This is a genomic window from Streptomyces sp. JNUCC 64 (assembly GCF_054484115.1).
Map to the genome: position 1 here is coordinate 1,987,889 of NZ_CM137015.1, position 13,989 is coordinate 2,001,877.

Here is a 13,989-nt window from a genome sequence, read left to right on the forward strand (position 1 = left end):
TGTGAAGTCTGTGGTGTGAGCCTTACCCCGTGGGGCCTACGGCTCCACCCCGCCCGCGGCGAGGTCCTTCTTCAGCTGGGTGGTCTCCTCGGGGGTGAGCCCGATCAGCGGCAGCCGCAGCGGTCCGGCGGGCAGTCCCAGGAGGGCGAGCGCGGCCTTGGAGGTCATGACGCCCTGGGTCCGGAACATGCCGGTGAAGACCGGCAGCAGCCGCTGGTGGATCTCCAGCGCCTTCTGGACGTCACCCGAGGTGTACGCCTCCACGAGGGCGCGCAGCTCCGGGGTGACGACATGGCCGACCACGGAGACGAAGCCGACGGCGCCGACCGACAGGAGCGGCAGGTTCAGCATGTCGTCGCCGGAGTACCAGGCGAGTCCGGAGCGGGCGATGGCCCAGCTCGCGCGGCCGAGGTCGCCCTTGGCGTCCTTGTTGGCCACGATACGGGGGTGCGCGGCGAGACGGATGATCGTCTCGGTGTCGATCGGCACGCCGCTGCGGCCGGGGATGTCGTACAGCATCACGGGCAGGCCGGTGGCGTCCGCGATGGCCGTGAAGTGCTGGTAGAGACCCTCCTGCGGGGGCCTGCTGTAGTACGGGGTCACGGCGAGCAGGCCGTGGGCTCCGGCGCGTTCCGCCTCGCGGGCGAGGGCGACGCTGTGCCGTGTGTCGTTGGTGCTGGCGCCCGCGATGACGTGGGCGCGGTCGCCGACGGCTTCGAGTACCGCCCTGATCAGCTGGCTTTTCTCCGCGTCGCTGGTGGTGGGGGCTTCCCCGGTGGTGCCGTTGAGCACCAGGCCGTCGTTGCCCGCGTCCACCAGGTGGGCGGCGAGTCGCTGGGCGCCGTCGAGGTCGAGTGCGCCGTCCGCCGTGAACGGCGTGACCATGGCGGTGAGGACCCGCCCGAAGGGGGTCTGCGGAGTGGAGGTCGGAGCCATGGGTAACACGCTACTCGCTGCTCAGCGCGTGGTCCCCATGCGGGGGACGCGGGCTTGCGGGAAAGGTGGAGCCCGGCACTGCCTGCTCGGGGGTTCAAGCAGTGCCGGGTCCGTCTGATCAGGCTAGATGAACTTCGCCAAATGCTGCAATCCGGACAGTTCGCCGGAGTGGGGCGAGGCTCCGCGGGACGGGCGCTACGGAGCCACTCGGCCGTTCGCGTTGAAGGCGGCGTGGGTGAGCGGCATCAGCTGTTCCCAGTGCCGCTCCATGGCCTCGCCCACCATCTCGATCTCGCGCTGCGGGAACGACGGCACCCGGGCCAGCTCGTGCTGGGTGCGCAGACCGAGGAAGTGCATCAGGGAACGGGCGTTGCAGGTGGCGTACATGCTGGAGTACATGCCGACCGGGAGCACCGAGCGGGCCACCTCGCGGGCGACGCCCGCCTCCAGCATCTCCAGGTACGCCTCGTAGGACTGCCGGTAGGAGTCCTCCATGGCGCGGCCGGCCAGCTCCTGCTGGGCCTCGGTGCCCTCCACGAAGACGTACTTGCCGGGGCGGCCCTGCTGGACGAGCTTGCGGGACTCGTCGGGGACGTAGAAGACGGGCTGCAGCTGGCGGTAGCGGCCCGACTCCTCGTTGTACGACCAGCCCACGCGGTGCCGCATGAACTCGCGGAAGACGAAGATCGGGGCGCTGATGAAGAACGTCATCGAGTTGTGCTCGAACGGGCTGCCGTGCCGGTCGCGCATCAGGAAGTTGATCAGTCCCTTGGAGCGGGCGGGGTCCTTCTCCAGCTCGTCCAGGGACTGCTCTCCGACCGTCGAGACGCGGGCGGCGAACAGCACGTCCGCGTCGCTCGCCGTGTGCTTCACGAGTTCGACGGTGACGTCGCTGCGGAAGCTCGGCTTCTGATCGTCGGCGGGGGTGTCGGTCACGGCTTGGGGAGTCCTTCCCATCACATCACTGGGGCGGCGACCACTCTACGTCCCGGCGGCCGCGGGCCCGGGCGGCGGCGGAGGGCGGTGGTGGCGCGGCCGGTTCCGTTGCCGAATCGTGTCGTAGCCGAAGGAACCCGGCACACCTCTACGAAGTCCGTCGAACTTCGTATGAATTCGGTGAAACGGTGCACCTCCCGGGGGGTTCGCGCGTCTGTAGGGGTGACGGCTTTCCGTTCGACTCCGGGAGATCCGGGAGAGGAGTCACCATGTCCCGTCGGCGCGAGTCCGTGCCCTTCGCCTTCGTGGCGGAGGCCGAGGCCGACGACTTCCGCAGCAATGTCGCTCCCCCGCCCAGACCACGACCCCCCGCCGGCGTCCTCGCGGGGCGCGCGCTGCTGGGGCTGACGCTGGCGAGCGGGCTGGTCGGCGCGCTGGTGTTCGGGACGCCCGCGCTGTCGCCCGAGGAGGGGCCCGCGCGCACCCAGCAGTCCGAGGCCACCGTCAAGGGGCGGTGAGCGGTACGGCCCACGGCCCACCCGGGGGCCCGTCACCGAACGTGACGGGCGATCAGCGGGACGGAGTGGTCGGCTTTCGGAGGCACCTCGCTGACCTGCGCACTCGTCGGCGGAGTGACTCGTCCGGCCCCCCGAGGGTGGTCGGTCCGGTCACGTATGGATAGCCTCACGGGCACGGAACCGTGCGTTGATCGAGTGAGGACCAGCCGTGCCCCTGCCCTTTCTGACGGCGGATCGCGCCTTCGACGAGGTGTCGGACGACGTCGCTTTGCCGTTCGACGACCGTGACCGCTGGCGGCGCCCCTACCGTCCCGGGCCCTGGCGGGTGGGCGCCGCCGCGCTGTTGCTGCTGCTCGCCTCGTACGTGCTCTTCGCCGCCATGATCATGGCGGTGGCGGACTCGCTGCCCGGCGCCGCGGTGTGCGTCGCCGTGGCGCTGCTGGTGATCGCGGTCTCGCTGCGGCTGCTGCGGATGGGTGCCTGGGTCAGTGCGCGGGGGGTGCGCCGGGTCGGTTTCCTGACCACGGTCACGTTCCCCTGGGAGAAGGTCGGCTCGCTGCGGACCGCGCAGCAGCCGGTGCGGTGGCTGGGGCTGCCGAGGACCGTGCAGGGGCAGGCGCTCCTGCTCACCCGCTCCGGGGACCGGAGCGACGCGGTGGTGCCGCTGCTGACCACGCACAACGCCGACTTCCTGGCGCGCGGGCACGCTTTCGACCGGGCGGCCGACGGCGTCGAGGTGTGGGCGGACGAGTACCGCCGGGTCTGAGCCGCCCCGAACCGACCGGCCCGCCCGTTCCCCCGTTTCCGGAGGGAACGGGCGGGCCGTCGCGCTGGGGGCCGCCGTGGTGTCAGCCGACCGGCTGACGGCCCTCGTGGAGGGCGATGGCGCGCTGCATGGCCTTGCGGGCGCGCGGGGTGTCACGGGCGTCGTGGTAGGCGACCGCGAGCCGGAACCAGCAGCGCCAGTCCTCCGGGGCCCGTTCCGTCTCCGCCTTGCGCTTGGCGAACACCGCGTCGGCGGAGTTCCGGTCGACGCGTCCGCTGGGGGTGCGGACCAGTTCGTCGACGGGCAGTCCGCCCTCGCGTTCGAGCACGGCGGCGAGGCGGTTGGCCTTCCGGGCGAACTGGGTGTTCTTCCAGAGGAACCAGAGGCCGATCAGCGGCAGGACCAGGACCGCGATCCCGAAGGTGACGGTGAGCGGGGTGCCGGTCTGGAGGAGGAACACCCCACGGCTGCCGACCAGGACGAAGTAGACGACCAGGACGGCGGCCGCGAGGGCGTAAGTGATCTTGGCGCGCATCGGATCAGCCGAGGTCCAGGAAGTGTTCCAGGCCGAAGGTGAGGCCCGGGACGTCCACCACGCGGCGCACGCCGAGCAGGATGCCCGGCATGAAGCTGCTGTGGTGCAGCGAGTCGTGCCGGATGGTGAGGGTCTCGCCCTCGCCGCCGAGCAGGACCTCCTGGTGGGCGAGGAGCCCGCGCAGCCGCACCGCGTGCACCGGGACCCCGTCCACGTCGGCGCCGCGCGCGCCGTCCAGCGCGGTGACCGTGGCGTCCGGCTGGGGGGCGCTGCCCGCCTCGGCGCGGGCGGCGGCGATCAGCTGGGCGGTGCGGGTCGCGGTGCCGCTGGGGGCGTCGGCCTTGTTCGGGTGGTGGAGTTCGACGATCTCGGCGGACTCGAAGTAGGGCGCGGCGATCTGGGCGAACTTCATGGTCAGCACCGCGCCGATGGAGAAGTTCGGCGCGATGAGGACCCCGGTGGCCGGGGAGGCCGCCAGGCTGGTGCCGAGCTGGGCCAGTCGTTCGTCCGTCCAGCCGGTGGTCCCCACGACGGCGTGGATGCCGTGGCGCACGCAGAAGTCGAGGTTGCCCATGACCGAACCGGGGTCGGTCAGCTCGACGGCGACTTGGACGTCCCGTTCGACCAGGGTCTCCAGCTTGTCGCCGCGGCCGAGCGCGGCGACAAGCTCCAGGTCCTCGGCGGCCTCCACGGCCCGTACCGCCTCGGAGCCGATGCGGCCCCTGGCGCCGATGACCGCGACACGCAACTTGCTCATGTGCTTGTTCCTTACGGGTGGGGGACGACGACGGGTCAGCCGACCGCCGCGTGGAGCGCGGCCGTCTGCTTGTCCTTGAGCGGGCCGATGACCGAGAGGGAGGGGCGGTGGCCCAGCACGTCGCGGGCGACGGCGCGGACCTCGTCCGGGGTGACGGCGCCGATCCGGGCGAGCATGTCGTCCACGGACATCTGCTCGCCCCAGCACAGCTCGCTCTTGCCGATGCGGTTCATCAGGGCGCCGGTGTCCTCCAGGCCGAGGACCGTGGAGCCGGAGAGCTGGCCGATGGCGCGGGCGATCTCGTCGTCGCTGAGACCGTGCTCGGCGACCTCGTCCAGTTGCTCGCGGCAGATCGCGAGGACGTCGCCGACCTGGTTGGGGCGGCAGCCCGCGTAGACGCCGAAGAGTCCGCAGTCGGCGAAGCCCGAGGTGTACGAGTACACGCTGTAGGCGAGGCCGCGCTTCTCCCGGACCTCCTGGAAGAGCCGGGACGACATGCCGCCGCCGAGGGCGGTGTTGAGCACGCTGAGCGCCCAGCGCCGGTCGTCGGTGCGGGACAGGCCGGGGACGCCGAGGACCACATGGGCCTGTTCGGTCTTCCGGCCGATGTGCTCGACGCGGCCCGCCGCACGGATGGCGCGGCTGCCCGAGCGGGGGGCGGCGGGCACCGCGTCGGCGCGGCCGAGGGCACCCGCCCGTTCGAAGGCGGCGCGGACCTGGCGGACGACCTTCTGGTGGTCGACGTTGCCCGCGGCGGCGACGACGAGGTGGGTGGGGTCGTAGTGCTTCTTGTAGAAGCGGCGGATCCGGTCGGCGGTCAGGGCGTTGACCGTGTCGACGGTGCCGAGGACGGGGCGGCCGAGGGGGCCGTCACCGAGCATGGTGTGCGCGAACAGGTCGTGCACGCAGTCGCCGGGGTCGTCCTCGGTCATCGCGATCTCTTCGAGGATGACGCCGCGCTCGGCGTCGACGTCCTCCTGGAGGATCAGGGAGCCGGTGAGCATGTCGCAGACCACGTCGATGGCGAGCGGCAGGTCGGTGTCGAGCACCCGTGCGTAGTAGCACGTGTACTCCTTCGCGGTGAAGGCGTTCATCTCGCCGCCGACCGCGTCGAGCGCGGCGGAGATGTCCAGCGCGGACCGCTTGTGGGTGCCCTTGAAGAGCAGGTGCTCCAGGTAGTGGGTGGCGCCGTTCAGGGCCGGCGACTCGTCGCGGGAGCCGACGTTGGCCCAGATGCCGAAGGTCGCCGAGCGGACGGAGGGCAGGGTCTCGGTGACGACCCGCAGGCCGCCCGGCAGGGTCGTGCGGCGGACCGTGCCGATGCCGTCCTTGCCCTTGAGCAGGGTTTGGGTACGGGCGACGGCCCGCGTCTCCGAGGAGACACGGGCCGTCGCGCGGAAACTACGGGACGTCACTTGGCGGCGTCGTCCTTCGCGTCCTCGGCGTCCTCGCCCTCGATCACGGGGATCAGGGAGAGCTTGCCACGGGAGTCGATCTCGGCGATCTCGACCTGGACCTTGTGGCCCACGCCGAGGACGTCCTCGACGTTCTCCACGCGCTTGCCGCCGGCGAGCTTGCGGATCTGCGAGATGTGCAGCAGGCCGTCCTTGCCCGGGAGCAGGGAGACGAACGCGCCGAAGGTCGTGGTCTTGACGACCGTGCCCAGGTAGCGCTCGCCGACCTCCGGCATGGTCGGGTTGGCGATGCTGTTGATCGTGGTGCGGGCGGCCTCGGCGGCCGGGCCGTCGGCGGCACCGATGTAGATGGTGCCGTCGTCCTCGATCGTGATCTCGGCGCCGGTGTCCTCCTGGATCTGGTTGATCATCTTGCCCTTGGGGCCGATGACCTCGCCGATCTTGTCCACGGGGATCTTCACGGTGATGATCCGCGGGGCGTTGGGGGACATCTCGTCCGGCGTGTCGATGGCTTCCATCATCACGTCGAGGATGTGCAGCCGGGCGTCACGGGCCTGCTTGAGGGCGGCGGCCAGGACGGAGGCCGGGATGCCGTCGAGCTTGGTGTCGAGCTGGAGCGCGGTGACGAGCTCCTTGGTGCCCGCGACCTTGAAGTCCATGTCGCCGAAGGCGTCCTCCGCACCGAGGATGTCGGTGAGGGTGACGTAGTGGGTCTCGCCGTCGATCTCCTGGGAGATCAGACCCATGGCGATGCCGGCGACCGGGGCCTTCAGGGGCACACCGGCGTTCAGCAGCGACATGGTGGAGGCGCAGACCGAGCCCATGGAGGTCGAGCCGTTGGAGCTGAGGGCCTCGGAGACCTGGCGGATCGCGTAGGGGAACTCCTCGCGGGTCGGCAGGACCGGGACCAGGGCGCGCTCGGCGAGGGCGCCGTGGCCGATCTCGCGGCGCTTGGGGGAGCCGACGCGGCCCGTCTCGCCGGTGGAGTACGGCGGGAAGTTGTAGTTGTGCATGTAGCGCTTGCGCGTGACCGGGGAGAGCGTGTCCAGCTGCTGCTCCATGCGGAGCATGTTCAGCGTGGTCACACCGAGGATCTGGGTCTCGCCGCGCTCGAAGAGGGCGGAGCCGTGGACCCGCGGGATGGCCTCGACCTCGGCGGCCAGGGTGCGGATGTCGGTGACACCGCGGCCGTCGATGCGCTTCTTCTCCTTGATGACGCGCTCACGGACCAGGGACTTGGTCAGCGAGCGGTACGCGGCGGAGATCTCCTTCTCGCGGCCCTCGAACTGCGGGAGCAGCTTCTCGGCGGCGAGGCCCTTGACGCGGTCCAGCTCGGTCTCGCGCTCCTGCTTGCCCGCGATGGTGAGGGCCTGGGCCAGCTCGTCGCGGACGGCGGCCGTGAGGGCCTCCAGGACGTCGTCCTGGTAGTCCAGGAAGATCGGGAACTCGCCGGTGGGCTTGGCGGCCTTGGCAGCGAGGTCGGCCTGGGCCTTGCACAGGACCTTGATGAAGGGCTTCGCGGCGTCCAGACCGGCCGCGACGACCTCCTCGGTGGGGGCGTCGGCGCCGCCCTCGACCAGCTTGATGGTCTTGTCGGTGGCCTCGGCCTCGACCATCATGATCGCGACGTCGCCGTCCTCCAGGGTGCGGCCCGCGACGACCATGTCGAAGACGGCGTCCTCGAGCTCGGTGTGCGTCGGGAACGCCACCCACTGGCCACGGATGAGGGCGACGCGGACGCCGCCGATCGGGCCGGAGAAGGGCAGCCCGGCGAGCTGCGTGGACGCGGACGCGGCGTTGATCGCGACGACGTCGTACAGGTGGTCCGGGTTGAGGGCCATGATCGTCGCGACGACCTGGATCTCGTTGCGCAGGCCCTTCTTGAAGGACGGGCGCAGCGGGCGGTCGATCAGCCGGCAGGTGAGGATCGCGTCCTCGCTGGGGCGGCCCTCGCGGCGGAAGAAGGAACCGGGGATCTTCCCGGCCGCGTACATGCGCTCCTCGACGTCCACCGTGAGGGGGAAGAAGTCGAGCTGGTCCTTGGGGTTCTTGGAGGCGGTGGTGGCCGACAGCACCATGGTGTCGTCGTCCAGGTACGCCACCGCGGAACCGGCGGCCTGGCGGGCCAGGCGACCGGTCTCGAAGCGGATGGTGCGGGTGCCGAAGGAGCCGTTGTCGATGACGGCCTCGGCGTAGTGGGTCTCGTTCTCCACTAGCGGTGTCTCCTCGTCTGCGTCCCGCGCGCCCGTGTGGCGGGGGACGGGGGGCGGAGAAGCGCGCCGTGGGTGCTTGCCGGTCTTCGATCGAAGCCCTCGGGGACGACCCCGGGAGCCACTACCGAGGACCGGCGCGGCGGGGGCGCTTCTCCTCGTCGTCGTGCGCCGCGCGGAACCGCCCTGTGCGGTGGCGCGGGCGCCGGGGGCACGGTCTCGTGCTCCCGGCTTCGCGGAGGCCGGGGCGCTGGGCGCCACGGCACGTCCGGGTCGTGCGTGGTGGTACTGCGACCAGACTACAAAGGCGTGGTGGTCCGGCGCACGCAGAGCGGGTACGACGGGTGTGCCGTCGTGCTCGCCCCGGGTGGCCCGTCCGGGCCGGTCGGGGTGACCGCCGCGGTGCCGGAGTCCGGTCGGCAAAGGCGAAGGGAGCGGTCCCCTGGGGTGGGAACCGCTCCCTTCACGGCGTGCTACTTGGCGCCCGCCGCGCCACGGCGGATGCCGAGGCGGTCGACCAGGGCGCGGAAGCGCTGGATGTCCTTCTTGGCCAGGTACTGGAGCAGACGGCGACGCTGACCGACCAGGATGAGCAGACCACGACGCGAGTGGTGGTCGTGCTTGTGGGTCTTCAGGTGCTCGGTCAGGTCGGAGATCCGGCGCGACAGCATGGCGACCTGGACCTCGGGGGAGCCGGTGTCACCTTCCTTGGTGCCGAACTCCGCGATGATCTGCTTCTTGGTGGCGGTGTCGAGCGACACTCGTACTCCTTGGTCTCGTCTTCGTGGGGCGTCGTCCGCTCCACGGGCCGCCGAGTGCCCCTGACACAGCGCAGGGGATCTTCCGTTACTCGGGAGGCGGGGTCCGCTGGGCGCTGCCGCCAGATCCACGGGGGTTCCGGGGGTGCGTACGCAAACGGCCGTCGACCAGGGTATCAGCCCCCGGGAGCGGCGGGCTCCGGCTCCCGGCTCCCGGCCTTCCGCCCGGCTTCGGGGTCCGGGCTCCCGGCGCGCGGCTTCCGGGGCGGTTTCCCGGCCGGGCCGGGTGGCGGGCCGCCCGTGGGCAGGCGCCCGGCGCGCTCCTGTGAGGGTAACGGGCGGTCCGGCCCGCCGTCGCGATGACCGTCACCGACGGGACGGGGCCGGAAGCACGCTGCGGAACGCTTCCGGTGCTCTGGGTTACCGGCCCCCGGGAACGCCACTAGGGTGAGGCCCGCGTGAGGCCGGCCGGTGGACGCGGGCGGGCACGACGGCACTGAAACGGAACGGAAGGGGTCGGAGCATGACCGAGGGGCAGGGGTCCGCGGACGTCACCGTCACGGAGGGCGGCACCGCGGCGGAGGCCGTGGCCGCGACGGAGACCGCGGAGGAGACGCGGGCCCGCAAGGAGCGGGAGAAGGACGAGCTGTACGGACGGGACATCTCCGGCGTCGAGTGGCTCGGCGCGCCGGGCACCGAGGAGCACGAGGAGCGGGTGGAGATCGCCTACCTGCCCGGCGGGGGCGTGGGGATGCGGTCCTCCCTCGACAAGGAGACGGTGCTCCGGTACACGGAGGCCGAGTGGCACGCGTTCGTCCTCGGCGCCCGGGACGGCGAGTTCGACCTGGAGCCCGCCGAGGACGGCGGCGGGCCGGCCGCTCCGGGGGAGGACACCCAGACGGGCCGGTAGCCCGGGGGGACCGGACCACGGGGGTCGGGGCGAGCGTGCGCGGGAGGCGCTCGCCCCGGCCCTTTCCTCTTTTTCCTCTTTCCCTCTCTTACCTCTTCCCCCCATCTCTCTTCACCTTGTTCTTTCCCTCGCCTCGCTCTCCCCGCCCCGCGCGGAGGGGGCGCTCCCGGGGACGGGAGCGCCGTCGCGTTCGGCGGCGTCACCGTTTCCCGGCGGAGCCGTTCTCTGACAGATCGGCAGCTCGACGCCCGGGAAGGGACGCCCGGTACAGATGTTCCCGCGCGGTCACCCGAGGAGGGTGGGGCGGCGGGCGCGCTCACGCGCGCGAGCCCGCCCGGTCCGTGGTCAAGGACTGGCGCCACGGGGAGACTTGGCCACCTTTGCCCGCATATCGGTTCTGAATGGGGGGTGATGCGGGAATCGGGGCGGCCCGGTGGTGGTCACGGGCGGTGGACGGACCTGCCGTACCGGCGCTTTGGGTGATTAGGCTGGGACCGGGCGCGCCCTCGTTCCTCACGAGCGGTCGCCGTGGACAGGGCGGAACCGGCCGACCGGCGAGGCGTCCGGAGTCCGGGAGCGGTGCCCCACCATCGCGGCTAGCAGTGCGCTCGACCACACCAGGAGGAATTGTGAACAGCGATCGGGACGGGAAGCGCGAGGGCTGGGCCACGCCCGACGACGACCCGTCCGACGCCGAGTCCGCTGTCGAGACGACGGGCGAGTTCACCATCGACTACGCCCCTCCCGCCTGGTACACGCAGAACGCGCCGGGGAGCGCGGAAGAGGTCCCGTCCCCTTCCCCGGCGCCCCTCTCCCCGGCTGCCGGGGAACCGCCCGTGGCCGCTCCCCCGGCGCCCTTCGCGCCCGTGGTGTCACCGGAGGGCGCGGGTACGCCGGAGCCCGCCCGGTCGCCGGTGCCGCCGCCCCCGCCGGGCTTCGCCTTGCAGGGCGGCGGCGCGGCCGACGGGGCGCCCGGCGGTCCGACGCCCGGCGGGTTCCCGCCGGTCGACGCCGTTGACGCCCCCTCGGGCACCGGTGCGCCCGGCGGGGCCGCCGCGCCTCCGGACCCGGCGGAGACCGGCGCGCCCGGAGGCGCCGGGGCGCCTTCCGACGGGGACCTGGGGAGCGGTGCCACCATGCGGTTCTCCCTCGCCTCGTTGAAGGAGCGGCTCCGGGAACCCTCGGACACCGTGCCCCCCGTGGACGCCGTCGGCGCCGAGGCGGCCGGGAGCGGTGACGGAGGCACCGGACCGAACGGTCCCGCCGGGAACGCCCCGGTGGCCCCCGGGGTCCCGTACGACACGGCGCACCGCGCGGGGGAGGCCGACCCCGTCCCCCAGGACGCGTCCCCCGTGGACGCGGCGGCGGGGGACGCGGTACCCGGACCGGTGGAGCCGCCGGAGGCGCCCCGGAACCCGGACCCGGCGCGCCCGGTCCCCATGGCGCCGGTCCCCACCGACGCGTCCCCGACGGACGCGGTCCCCGGGACGGCCGCCGCGTCGACCGCGCTTCCGCCGTTGCCCCCCGCCTTCCCGCCGGCCGCGTTCCCACCGCTGCCGCCCGCCTTCTCACCGGCCGCGCCCGATGCCGCCCACCCGTGGCAGGCGCGGTCGGCTCCGCCCGCCCCGCAGCCGCCCGTGGCCGAGCGTCCGGAGGCCCGGCAGCCGACCGCCCCACCGGTGTCGGAGCCCCCGCAGGCACCGCCGGGCGCACCCGTCGGCTGGGGCACGCCGCCCGCCACGCCCGGATACCAGCCGGTGCCCGGTGGCTACGGGTTCCCCCCGCCGCCCGTACCGTCGCCCGAGCCCGTCACACCAGCAGTCCCGCCCGCGCCGGATCCCTCGGTGGCGCCCCCGGTCGTTCCCGCGCCCGTCCCCGGAGCGGCCGACCAGCAGCCCCCGTACGCCGCGTGGGCGCCGCACGCGCCACAGGTCCCGTCGCCCCGGGGTGAGGGTCCGCCGCAACAGCCGTCGCCGTCGGCCCACCCGGGTGACCTCCCGCTGCCCGGAACCCCGGCACCCCCGGCCACCGCCATGCCGGCCGCACCCGCCGCACCCGCCGCACCCGCGTGGCCGTACCCGCAGCAGGGCGCGCCGTTCCAGTCGCCTCCCGCCGCACCCGCCCCTCCGGCGGCGTACGGCGCCCCTCCCGCCGCGTACGGACAACCGGAGCATCACCAGCCGCCCCAGCAGCAACAGCCGCAGCAGCCGCAGCAGCCGGTCGATCCCCGGGCCGGGGCCGCCTGGCCGCAGCCGCTCCAGCACGACCAGCGGGAGCAGATCGCGCCCGGTGCCCCCCTCGGGTACACGGCGGCGATGGAACTGTCCTCGGAGCGGCTGCTCAACAGCAGGAAGCAGCGGCCGAAGAGCGGCAGGCCCGTCGGGGGCGGTTCGCGGTTCCGGCTCGGCGGCAAGAAGGAGGAGGCCGAGCGGCAGCGCAAGCTCGAACTGATCCGCACGCCCGTGCTGTCGTGCTACCGCATCGCGGTGATCAGCCTCAAGGGCGGTGTCGGCAAGACGACCACCACGACCGCGCTGGGGGCGACGCTCGCCAGCGAGCGTCAGGACAAGATCCTCGCGATCGACGCCAACCCCGACGCGGGCACCCTCGGCCGCCGGGTCCGGCGGGAGACCGGGGCGACCATCCGCGACCTGGTGCAGGCGATCCCGTACCTGCACTCGTACATGGACATCAGGCGGTTCACCTCCCAGGCGCCCTCGGGGCTGGAGATCATCGCCAACGACGTGGACCCCGCGGTGTCCACCACGTTCAACGACGAGGACTACCGGCGCGCGATCGACGTGCTGGGCAAGCAGTACCCGATCGTGCTGACCGACTCCGGCACGGGCCTGCTGTACAGCGCCATGCGCGGGGTGCTGGACCTCGCCGACCAGCTCATCATCGTCTCGACGCCGTCGGTGGACGGGGCGAGCAGCGCCAGCACCACCCTGGACTGGCTGGCCGCGCACGGGTACGCCGAGCTGGTGTCCCGGTCGGTGACGGTGATCTCCGGAGTGCGCGAGACCGGCAAGATGATCAAGGTCGAGGACATCGTCAGCCACTTCGAGACGCGCTGCCGGGGCGTCATCGTCGTGCCCTTCGACGAGCACCTGGCGGCGGGCGCGGAGGTCGACCTCGACATGATGCGGCCCAAGGTCCGGGAGGCGTACTTCAACCTGTCGGCGCTCGTCGCCGAGGACTTCGTCCGCGCCCAGCAGGTGCAGGGGCTGTGGACCTCGGACGGGAACCCGCCGCCCCAGCTCGCGCCGCCGATGCCCGGCCAGGGCGGACAGCCCGGTCAGCAGGTACCTGGTCAGCCCAGTCAGCCGGGACAGCCGGGACCGGGACAGCAGGTGCCGGGACAGCCCGGGCAGCCGCTGCCCGGTCAGCACGGTGGCGTTCCGGGGCAGCCGGGCGCGGGCGGGTACGGGTTCCCGCCGGGGCAGCCGTACCCCCAGGTACCGGGGCAGCAGGGCCACCAGCCCGGACCCCCCGCCGCTCCGTACGGCTGGCCGCAGCAGCAGCCGCAGGGCGGGTACCCCGGTCCGGGTCCGTTCCCCGGTCAGCAGGGCGTTCCGGGCGGGCCCCCGCCGGGGGCGCCCGGGGTCCCGGGGCAGCCGGTCGCCGCCGGTCAGCCCGGTGGGTACGGGTTCCCGCCGGGCGCGCCCGCGTCACCCGGCCCCTGGCCGGGGCAGCCGGGGGCACCGGCGCCCGCCGCTCCCGAGGGCGGTCCCGAGGACCCGTCCGCCGGTCCTCCCCCGCAGCCCGGTCCGTCGGCGCCCCCGCCCGGGGCGTAGCCGACCGGGCCGCGTCCCGCCAGGCCCTCCACCACCAGACCCGAGGTCCCGTTCCGTCCGCCGGAACGGGACCTCTCGTCGTTCCCCTCCGGGGCGCGCCGCCCTGGAGGGCGCGCGTGGATGACAGAACGCGCCCCTCGTACGCGCTGTTGAGCACCCTTCACCCTTATGCGCTGTCGGCCCTGTTCGCGCAGGCCAAGGGGGGTACGAGGGGCATGGCGGTCGTTGACCCGGGGTGCGGGCGTTGATAGACACGCCTGACCCGCCCCCTTATGTCGGATCATCACCCCGTACTCCCCTGTACGCCCCGCCCTCCTGGTGCCCCTCCCACATCCGTACCCCCTCCCCCGCACCTCCCGCACCCCGTATCCGTCGCACTCCCGTACTCCCGTACTCCCGTGCCCCCCTTCCTCCCCGCCCCCGGGACCCGCCGTTCCCCGCGAGCCACGAC

The 13,989-nt window shown here is 72.9% G+C and carries 11 protein-coding genes; 4 read left to right on the plus strand and 7 right to left on the minus strand.

All coding sequences use genetic code 11. The features are described from left to right. Positions 1-36: 36 nt before the first annotated feature. On the minus strand, positions 37-936 hold the full coding sequence (dapA, locus tag ACVWNX_RS07700; RefSeq protein WP_454413136.1) for a 4-hydroxy-tetrahydrodipicolinate synthase: 900 nt from the start codon (positions 934-936) through the stop codon (positions 37-39). Between the two features lie 195 nt (positions 937-1,131). After that, positions 1,132-1,872, minus strand: coding sequence for an FAD-dependent thymidylate synthase (gene thyX / locus ACVWNX_RS07705; RefSeq protein ID WP_454413137.1), 741 nt, complete (start codon positions 1,870-1,872; stop codon positions 1,132-1,134). 269 nt (positions 1,873-2,141) lie between these two features. Between thyX and ACVWNX_RS07710 the strand changes: the two genes are divergently transcribed. After that, a complete protein-coding gene (locus ACVWNX_RS07710) occupies positions 2,142-2,390 on the plus strand; it encodes a hypothetical protein (RefSeq protein WP_454413138.1) in 249 nt (82 codons plus the stop codon). Between the two features lie 208 nt (positions 2,391-2,598). Then, positions 2,599-3,156, plus strand: a complete 558-nt coding sequence (locus ACVWNX_RS07715) for a hypothetical protein (protein ID WP_454413139.1) — start codon at positions 2,599-2,601, stop codon at positions 3,154-3,156. Positions 3,157-3,238: 82 nt separating this feature from the next. Here ACVWNX_RS07715 and ACVWNX_RS07720 read toward each other — a convergent pair whose 3' ends face one another. From ACVWNX_RS07720 to rpsO, 5 genes are all read right to left on the minus strand, one after another. After that, positions 3,239-3,691, minus strand: a complete 453-nt coding sequence (locus tag ACVWNX_RS07720) for a hypothetical protein (RefSeq protein ID WP_454413140.1) — start codon at positions 3,689-3,691, stop codon at positions 3,239-3,241. A 4-nt stretch (positions 3,692-3,695) separates the two neighbouring features. Beyond that, entirely contained in the window at positions 3,696-4,448 is a 753-nt protein-coding gene (dapB, locus tag ACVWNX_RS07725) for a 4-hydroxy-tetrahydrodipicolinate reductase (RefSeq protein WP_454413141.1), read from the minus strand. A gap of 35 nt (positions 4,449-4,483) precedes the next feature. Then, positions 4,484-5,863 (minus strand): M16 family metallopeptidase, encoded by a 1,380-nt coding sequence (locus ACVWNX_RS07730; protein WP_454413142.1) that lies wholly within the window; start codon positions 5,861-5,863, stop codon positions 4,484-4,486. Then, positions 5,860-8,076 (minus strand): polyribonucleotide nucleotidyltransferase, encoded by a 2,217-nt coding sequence (locus tag ACVWNX_RS07735; protein ID WP_454413143.1) that lies wholly within the window; start codon positions 8,074-8,076, stop codon positions 5,860-5,862. Before ACVWNX_RS07735 ends, ACVWNX_RS07730 begins: the two co-directional genes overlap by 4 nt. A 470-nt stretch (positions 8,077-8,546) precedes the next feature. Further along, complete coding sequence (rpsO, locus tag ACVWNX_RS07740) at positions 8,547-8,834, minus strand: 30S ribosomal protein S15 (protein ID WP_147994107.1); 288 nt, start codon at positions 8,832-8,834, stop codon at positions 8,547-8,549. 520 nt (positions 8,835-9,354) lie between these two features. Here rpsO and ACVWNX_RS07745 point away from each other — a divergent pair. Together ACVWNX_RS07745 and ACVWNX_RS07750 are read left to right on the plus strand one after the other, a co-directional pair. Continuing rightward, the gene (locus ACVWNX_RS07745; RefSeq protein WP_454413144.1) at positions 9,355-9,741 is read left to right on the plus strand and encodes a DUF397 domain-containing protein; all 387 of its coding nucleotides are present in this window, start codon (positions 9,355-9,357) and stop codon (positions 9,739-9,741) included. Between the two features lie 629 nt (positions 9,742-10,370). Further along, entirely contained in the window at positions 10,371-13,538 is a 3,168-nt protein-coding gene (locus ACVWNX_RS07750; RefSeq protein WP_454413145.1) for an SCO5717 family growth-regulating ATPase, read from the plus strand. Positions 13,539-13,989: the final 451 nt, after the last annotated feature.

Coding starts and splice junctions, on each gene's coding strand:
- dapA (WP_454413136.1), bottom strand. CDS start 936: ATGGCTCCGACCTCCACTCCGCAGACCCCCTTCGGGCGGGTCCTCACC.
- ACVWNX_RS07710 (WP_454413138.1), top strand. CDS start 2,142: ATGTCCCGTCGGCGCGAGTCCGTGCCCTTCGCCTTCGTGGCGGAGGCC.
- ACVWNX_RS07720 (WP_454413140.1), bottom strand. CDS start 3,691: ATGCGCGCCAAGATCACTTACGCCCTCGCGGCCGCCGTCCTGGTCGTC.
- dapB (WP_454413141.1), bottom strand. CDS start 4,448: ATGAGCAAGTTGCGTGTCGCGGTCATCGGCGCCAGGGGCCGCATCGGC.
- ACVWNX_RS07745 (WP_454413144.1), top strand. CDS start 9,355: ATGACCGAGGGGCAGGGGTCCGCGGACGTCACCGTCACGGAGGGCGGC.